Raw genomic sequence first — 6,121 nt, forward strand, 5'->3', positions numbered from 1 at the left:
GGCCGTGGACATCCTGCACGGAAATGCGGTGCCACCCCCGACGACAATTCCAGGGATGGCACCGCATTTCCGCCGGCACTCAGTTCAGGTCGCGGCGACCCTCGTCGGGCAGGTCGGCCTCGATGCGCTCCTTGCGTACCTCACCGCCGACGGTCTCGGTGTCGGTGACGGTCTCCTTGCCCAGGCGGACCCGCTCGACCGGCACGGCCTCCTTGTCGACCACGGGCCGCTCGGCGTGCAGCGTGACCTCGTGCTCCTCCTCGCTGATGGCCGGGCCGTCCATCGCCCTACCGACGTTGGCGTCGGTGATCGGCTCGCGCTCCAGCCGGACCTCCTCGCGCTGGACGGGCATGGTGACCTGCTGCTGCTCGGTCACCACGTACTTGCGCAGCCGCGCCTTGCCGGCCTGCTCCCGCTCGGTGCCGACGTGGAGCCGCTCCTCGGAGCGGGTCATGGCATCGTCGGTGTTCGGGCCGGACGTGTCGTGCCCGGCGCTGGCCTGGTAGGACGCGTCGGCGCCGGGGTAGCCGGCCGACCCGCGGTCCCGGTAGGACTCGTTCCAGCTCAGGCCGTAGTGCCGGTACCGGAATCCCAAACCAGACTTTGTGCACGCTTTTCGCTGGTCGGGACCGCCATTTCCCGGGGCATCGTCGAGGCGGATATCCAAAAGCGGCCAGGAATCGCTGCTGGTGCCGCGGAACCGTGCGGAGTCCCGTGGACGGGATCGGACAGGGAGCTTCTCGCGCGCTCGCCGACGGCGTTACCCGGTCACCGGCCCGCCTGGTTTACAGGCCGAGTCGGCTCGATTCCCCCGAGCCGGCGGTCGAGGACCGCCACGCCGAGAAGCACCGCGGTCGCCACCGCGCCCACGCCGACCAGCGGCAGCGCGTACGCGGTGACGCCGGCGACGAGCACCCCGAGCAGGCCGGCCAGCCGGGCCCAGGACACCCGCCGGTAGATCGCGGCCGACAGGGCCACCCGGCCGGCGAGGAAGAGCGCCGGACCCACGGTGACGAGGCCGACGGCGACAGCGGGTCCCTGGTCGGTGGGGTGCGTGATGAGGAATTCCGCGCCCACGGAGGCGGCCAGGACTCCTGCGATCATGAGCAGGTGCAGGTCGCCGGTGACCGCGCCGAATCGGGAGGGGTCGCGTTCGTTGATGGCGGTGCCCAGGTTTCGGCCCGCCGGCGTCACGTACAGCTGCCCGATCAGGACGGAAACGGCGAAGACCAGCAGGAACGCCGCGGAGTGTGCGGCGTTCATGGCGGTCGCGGTGTAGGCCAGGCCGGCGCCGAGCACCAGCTCGCCGAGCGCGATGATGAAGATCTGCTGGTACCGCTCGGTCACGTGCTCACCCCGTAGCTTCAGGTCCTCGGGGCGGGTGCGCCCGAGCCACGGGGTGGGCCACCCGATGTGCGGCCCCACGTAGTCCAGTGCCAGGGCCACCGCCCAGACCGGCACCCGCCCGGCCGGCCAGAACGCGCCGATCAGCCACAGGACCCCCGTCGCGCTGATCCAGACGAACACCCTGAGGGTGCGCCGGCGCAACCGGTGCCCCCGCAGCAGGAACAGGTTGATGCTGCCGCGACCCACGTTGATCGCGACATAGGCGCCGGCGAAGAGGACGGCTTTATGCGCGTACACGTGCGGCACCGCGACGCTCATCAGCGTCACGCCGAGCGTGGTGGCCACCAACAGCGCCTGTACCCAGCGGTTGGCGCGGGCGTACCAGTCGGCGTACCACGCGGTCACGACCCAGACCCACCAGAGGGCCAACAGCAGGAGAGCGGTCCGCGCCGCCCCGGCGGGGCTCGCGTCGGCCAGGAAGGCGACGGACAACTGCCGCAGGGCGAAGACGAACGCCAGGTCGAAGAAGAGTTCCAGGAAGGACGCCTTCGGCGGTTCGTCGCCTCGGCGCAGCAACGCCGGCCTGCCGGACATCGCACTCCTCCCGCGCCTGCTGATTTCATACCACCCGGCACTGCGCGGCGGGCCGGATCCGGACAGATCGGGCGGCACGGGTGGGTGACCGGCGGCAGCGCGGTCGCCTCCGAGAGGACCACCGGAGCGGGATGAGGTCGGCTTTCCGGCTCACGCGCCCTGACGCGTGGCTACGCTGAGCACGACATCGCGAGGAGCATTGGCGGTACCGGGGCCACCGCTCGCGCCGCCGCCAGGGCGCGACCGCTGCCCTGCGGGTACGGCCCGCGCCGCTCTCGATCGCCATGCGTCGCCCACACCGGGCAGGTCCATGAACCCAGCGGACTGGGGAGTCTCATGTCGACGCCAACCGTCGTACGCCCGTTCCGGATCGTCGTCCCGGGCGCCACCGCGCAGCGGAGCGCGGACCCGACGGCCTCCAGGTCGCCGCTGTGACCGCGGTGGCGATGCGGCTCCCGACCTTCGCCGGCCAGCGGTGGGTGAACTCACCGCCACTGACCCCGGACGCGCTGCACGGCCGGGTGGTCCTGATCGACGTCTGGGAGTACACCTGCATCAACTGGATCCGCACCGCGCCCTACGTCAAGGCATGGCACCGCGACTACGCCGACCTGGGCCTGACCGTCATCGGCGTGCACGCGCCCGAGTTCGAGTTCGGCAGGCACGCCGAGAACATCGACCGGGCGATCCGCGACCACGGCCTCACCCATCCCATCGCGATCGACAACGAGTTCAGGTTCTGGCGTGCCCTCGGCAACGACGCCTGGCCCGCGAAGTACCTCTTCGGCGCGGACGGCAGACTCGTCGACCGGTGGCTCGGCGAGGGCAGCTACGAGCGGGTCGAGTCGGAGATCCGGCGGCTTCTCGAGATCAGGGCGCCCGGCACCAGGCTCCCGCCGGTCAGCCAGGAGGCGATGGCCTTCGCCCGGAGCGGGATGCCCTCGTACGTCGGCGTCACGCCTGAGACGTACCTCGGCGCCGCGCGCAGCCTGCCCGGCACGTTCGCCCTGAGCGGCGACTGGGCCAGCAGCAAGGAGTACGTCGAACTCGCCGGCGGCATCGGCGAGCTGGCCCTGCCCTTCAACGCCGGCGAGGTGAACCTCGTCGTCGACCCCGGCCCCGCCGGGCAGGCCGCGGTCCGGGTGCTCCTCGACGGAGAGCCGATCGGCGACGAGCGCGGCGCAGACGTCGACCCGGACGCGGTCGCGCACATCGACCGGGCGGCCATGATCCGGCTCGTCGCCGGCGCGTCCCGGGACGAGCACCTGCTGACCCTCGTCGCCGACCGGCCCGGCCTCCGCGCGTACGCCTTCACCTTCGGCCCCTAGACACCCTCCGCCTCGGTGCCGGACCGCCGCTCGCAGCCGACCTAGGGAGCACGTTTGATGAGTACCGCCGATTCGAGGCGTCTCTCGCCGAAGGTCTCCCTGCTTCTGCTCGCCTCGATCCTCGTGTGCTTCGTGGCCGCATCGGCCGCGCCGACCCCGCTCTACGAGATCTACCAGGCCCGCTGGTGCTTCTCGCCGATCTCCACCACGGTGGTGTTCGCCGTCTACGCCGTGGCGGTGCTGGCGTCCCTGCTCACCTTCGGCAAGCTCTCCGACCACGTCGGGCGGCGGCCGGTGGTGCTCGTGGCGATCGCCGTCCAGGCGGTCTCGCTGGTCATCTTCATCGTCGCCAACGGGGTACCCGCGCTGGTGGTCGCCCGCATCGTGCAGGGGCTTTCGGCCGGCGCCGCCATCGGCGCGGTCGGGGCCGCCATGCTCGACATCAACCGCGCCCGCGGCGCGCTCGCGAACGCTCTCGGCCCCGGCATCGGGACCGGTACCGGTGCCCTGCTCTCGGCGCTGCTCGTCCAGTTCCTGCCCGCGCCGACGCGACTGGTGTACGTCGTCCTGCTCGTCATCCTGCTGCTCCAGGGCGTCGGGGTCGTGCTGATGCCGGAAACGGTCACGCCCATGAAGGGGGCGCTGCAGAGCCTGCGGCCGGAGATCACCCTGCCCCGCGCCGTGCGCGGGCCGGTACTGGCCGTCGCTCCGGTGGTCTTCGCCGTCTGGGCGCTGGCCGGCTTCTTCAGCGCGCTCGGCCCGGCGCTCGTGCGCGCCCTCATGGAGATGTCGATCGTGGTCGGCGGTCTGGTCGTCTTCGTCTTCGCCGGCTTCGGGACCATCGCCATCCTCCTGCTGCGCAACGCCGCCGCACGGACCGTGATGCTCACCGGCATCACCGCGCTCATCCTGGGCATGATCGTCACGCTGGTGTCGGTTACCACCGAGTCCATCGCCGGTCTCTTCGTCGGCCTCGCGCTCGGGGGCATCGGCTTCGGTGGCGGATTCCAGGGCAGCATCAAGACGGTCATGCCGCTGGCCGAGGCGCACGAACGCGCCAGCGTGCTCTCCCTGATCTACATCGTCTGCTACGTCGGCTTCGGCCTGCCCACGGTCATCGCCGGCTTCCTCGTGGTCTACGGCGGCGGCCTGCGCCGGACCGCCAACGAGCTCGCCGTCGCCGTCATCCTTTTCGCCCTGGTCGCCCTGCTCGGGCTGCGCAGGGCCGGCCGGACGTCACCCGCCTGACCAGACCGTGCCGGCACTGCGCGAGGCGGGGCGCCTGATCACCGGCGGCCGAGCTCCGCTTCGAGGCGCTGGATGAGCGTCTTGCGCGCCTTGCCCTCGCGCTCGCGTTTCAGGGCGGTCTTGAGCTGCCCGGTGTCGAGGCCGCGGACGAGCTTGGCCGCCTCGGTGACCGGCAGCTCCGACAGCCGGCCGACCGTGGTGGCGTCCCTACGGGCCTGCTTGGCCGACCCGGTGTTGGCCACGTACTGCTTGCCGGATCGAGACGCTGCGCGCTTCTTGTCGTCGGTCGCCCGCTTCTCGCCCTCGGAGAGCTCCTCCCAGGCCCGCTTGGGCAGGTATCGACTGGTGGTGCCGTCGCGACGCGCGCGGGTGTCGCCCTCCTTGGTCTGCCACTTCTCCTCGCCCCAGCGCTGCAGGGACTTCTGCCGCTCGTCCTTGGGACCCTGGAAGCCGCCGCCGCGCTTCTTGTACTCCTGGGTGAGCAGCTGCGACTTACGCGCCGACCACTGCCCCTGCCTGCCGCCCTTGTCGGAAGCCTTGATTTCTTCCTTGAGCTGCTCCCTGAGTTCGGGCTTCGTGTATCGCGCCATGGCTGGCAGCTACCCGGGCCTGCACCGGCTATGCCTCCCGGCCCCTCGACCCCGTCGATGCGGGCGCACGTGGGTGCGGCTCACCGGCGACGACCGACGCGCGCACGGCCGTCGAGGTCACTGCTCCCTTCGGGCGGAACCCCAACGGTCGAGTTCGTCCCGGACGGCGGCGGCACCGGCCGGCACCACCTGGCTCGCGGTGGCGGAGACGGCGTCCTGCATCTCGTCGGCCAGCCAGGCCGAGCCGCCGCCGGCCGCCCGCAACTGCTGCAGGCCCGCGCGGCCCAGCACCACGGCGGCGGCGAGGTAGCCCGCGGTGAGTCCCGCGGTGGCCAACCGGCGGGGCAGGAAACCCTCCAGCACGCGCAGCGCGGTCGCCGAGGCGGCCCCGGCACCCAGGACGAGACACCCCCCGGCGGTGGCGAGCAGTGCCAGGCCGGCACCCGCCGGACGGGCCGACCTCAGCAGGTGGGCGCGTACCTGCCGGATCTCCTCCCGCACCACCTCGGCCACCTCGGCAGCCAGGCGCTCGGTCGGACCGACCACTGCTGCGGATGCTCTGGACCGTTCCGCCGCCGCGTCACCCATGGGTCCCCCTCCTCGGCCGTTGCGGGCAGCCGCTTACCCACGAACGTCACCGGCATACCTGTCCGCTGCTGTTCCGGGCACGACCACGACGAAGCCGTCGACGTGGCTGCCGGGGATCCATCGGTGCCCGCAGGCGTGGGAGGGCCGATTCGGCACACGGGGGCGATGCCGGCCCGCACTCGGCCAGGATCGGCGACCCGTTCGGTCCGCCGTAACCGTGGCGTTCGCGGCACCCGAGGTGGTCGCCTTCCGCGTCGTCGAGGTTTCCGTCGACAAGGAATAGACGAACGTGCAAACGACCCCCCCGAATGCATCGACAGCCGACACGATCCGGGGATCCCGTCGAAGATCATCAGTGCCATGATGTGGAACAGCTCCAGCTATCGAGAGATGTACACGTGTCACATGAATGACTGTTCACGGGGG

General features: G+C 71.4%; 6 protein-coding genes. 2 read left to right on the top strand and 4 right to left on the bottom strand.

Annotated features, from left to right (window positions below; translation table 11 throughout):
- Nucleotides 1-79: 79 nt before the first annotated feature.
- Entirely contained in the window at nucleotides 80-595 is a 516-nt protein-coding gene (locus tag V6U88_RS20690) for a YsnF/AvaK domain-containing protein (RefSeq protein WP_334455326.1), read from the bottom strand.
- Nucleotides 596-768: 173 nt separating this feature from the next.
- Nucleotides 769-1,941, bottom strand: coding sequence for a low temperature requirement protein A (locus tag V6U88_RS20695; protein WP_334455327.1), 1,173 nt, complete (start codon nucleotides 1,939-1,941; stop codon nucleotides 769-771).
- Between the two features lie 431 nt (nucleotides 1,942-2,372).
- Between V6U88_RS20695 and V6U88_RS20700 the strand changes: the two genes are divergently transcribed.
- Both V6U88_RS20700 and V6U88_RS20705 read left to right on the top strand, forming a co-directional pair.
- Entirely contained in the window at nucleotides 2,373-3,269 is an 897-nt protein-coding gene (locus V6U88_RS20700; RefSeq protein WP_334455329.1) for a redoxin, read from the top strand.
- A gap of 57 nt (nucleotides 3,270-3,326) precedes the next feature.
- Nucleotides 3,327-4,517 carry an MFS transporter gene (locus V6U88_RS20705; protein WP_334455330.1) on the top strand — a complete coding sequence of 397 codons (1,191 nt, stop codon included), beginning with the start codon at nucleotides 3,327-3,329 and terminating at the stop codon, nucleotides 4,515-4,517.
- Nucleotides 4,518-4,555: 38 nt separating this feature from the next.
- On the opposite strand, the gene V6U88_RS20710 is transcribed toward V6U88_RS20705, so the two are convergent.
- Nucleotides 4,556-5,107 carry a DUF5872 domain-containing protein gene (locus V6U88_RS20710; protein ID WP_334455332.1) on the bottom strand — a complete coding sequence of 184 codons (552 nt, stop codon included), beginning with the start codon at nucleotides 5,105-5,107 and terminating at the stop codon, nucleotides 4,556-4,558.
- A gap of 117 nt (nucleotides 5,108-5,224) precedes the next feature.
- Complete coding sequence (locus tag V6U88_RS20715) at nucleotides 5,225-5,653, bottom strand: phage holin family protein (RefSeq protein ID WP_334455333.1); 429 nt, start codon at nucleotides 5,651-5,653, stop codon at nucleotides 5,225-5,227.
- Nucleotides 5,654-6,121 lie beyond the last annotated feature (468 nt).

It is taken from the genome of Micromonospora sp. CPCC 205739, from assembly GCF_036906795.1.
Taxonomy (GTDB): Bacteria; Actinomycetota; Actinomycetes; order Mycobacteriales; family Micromonosporaceae; genus Micromonospora.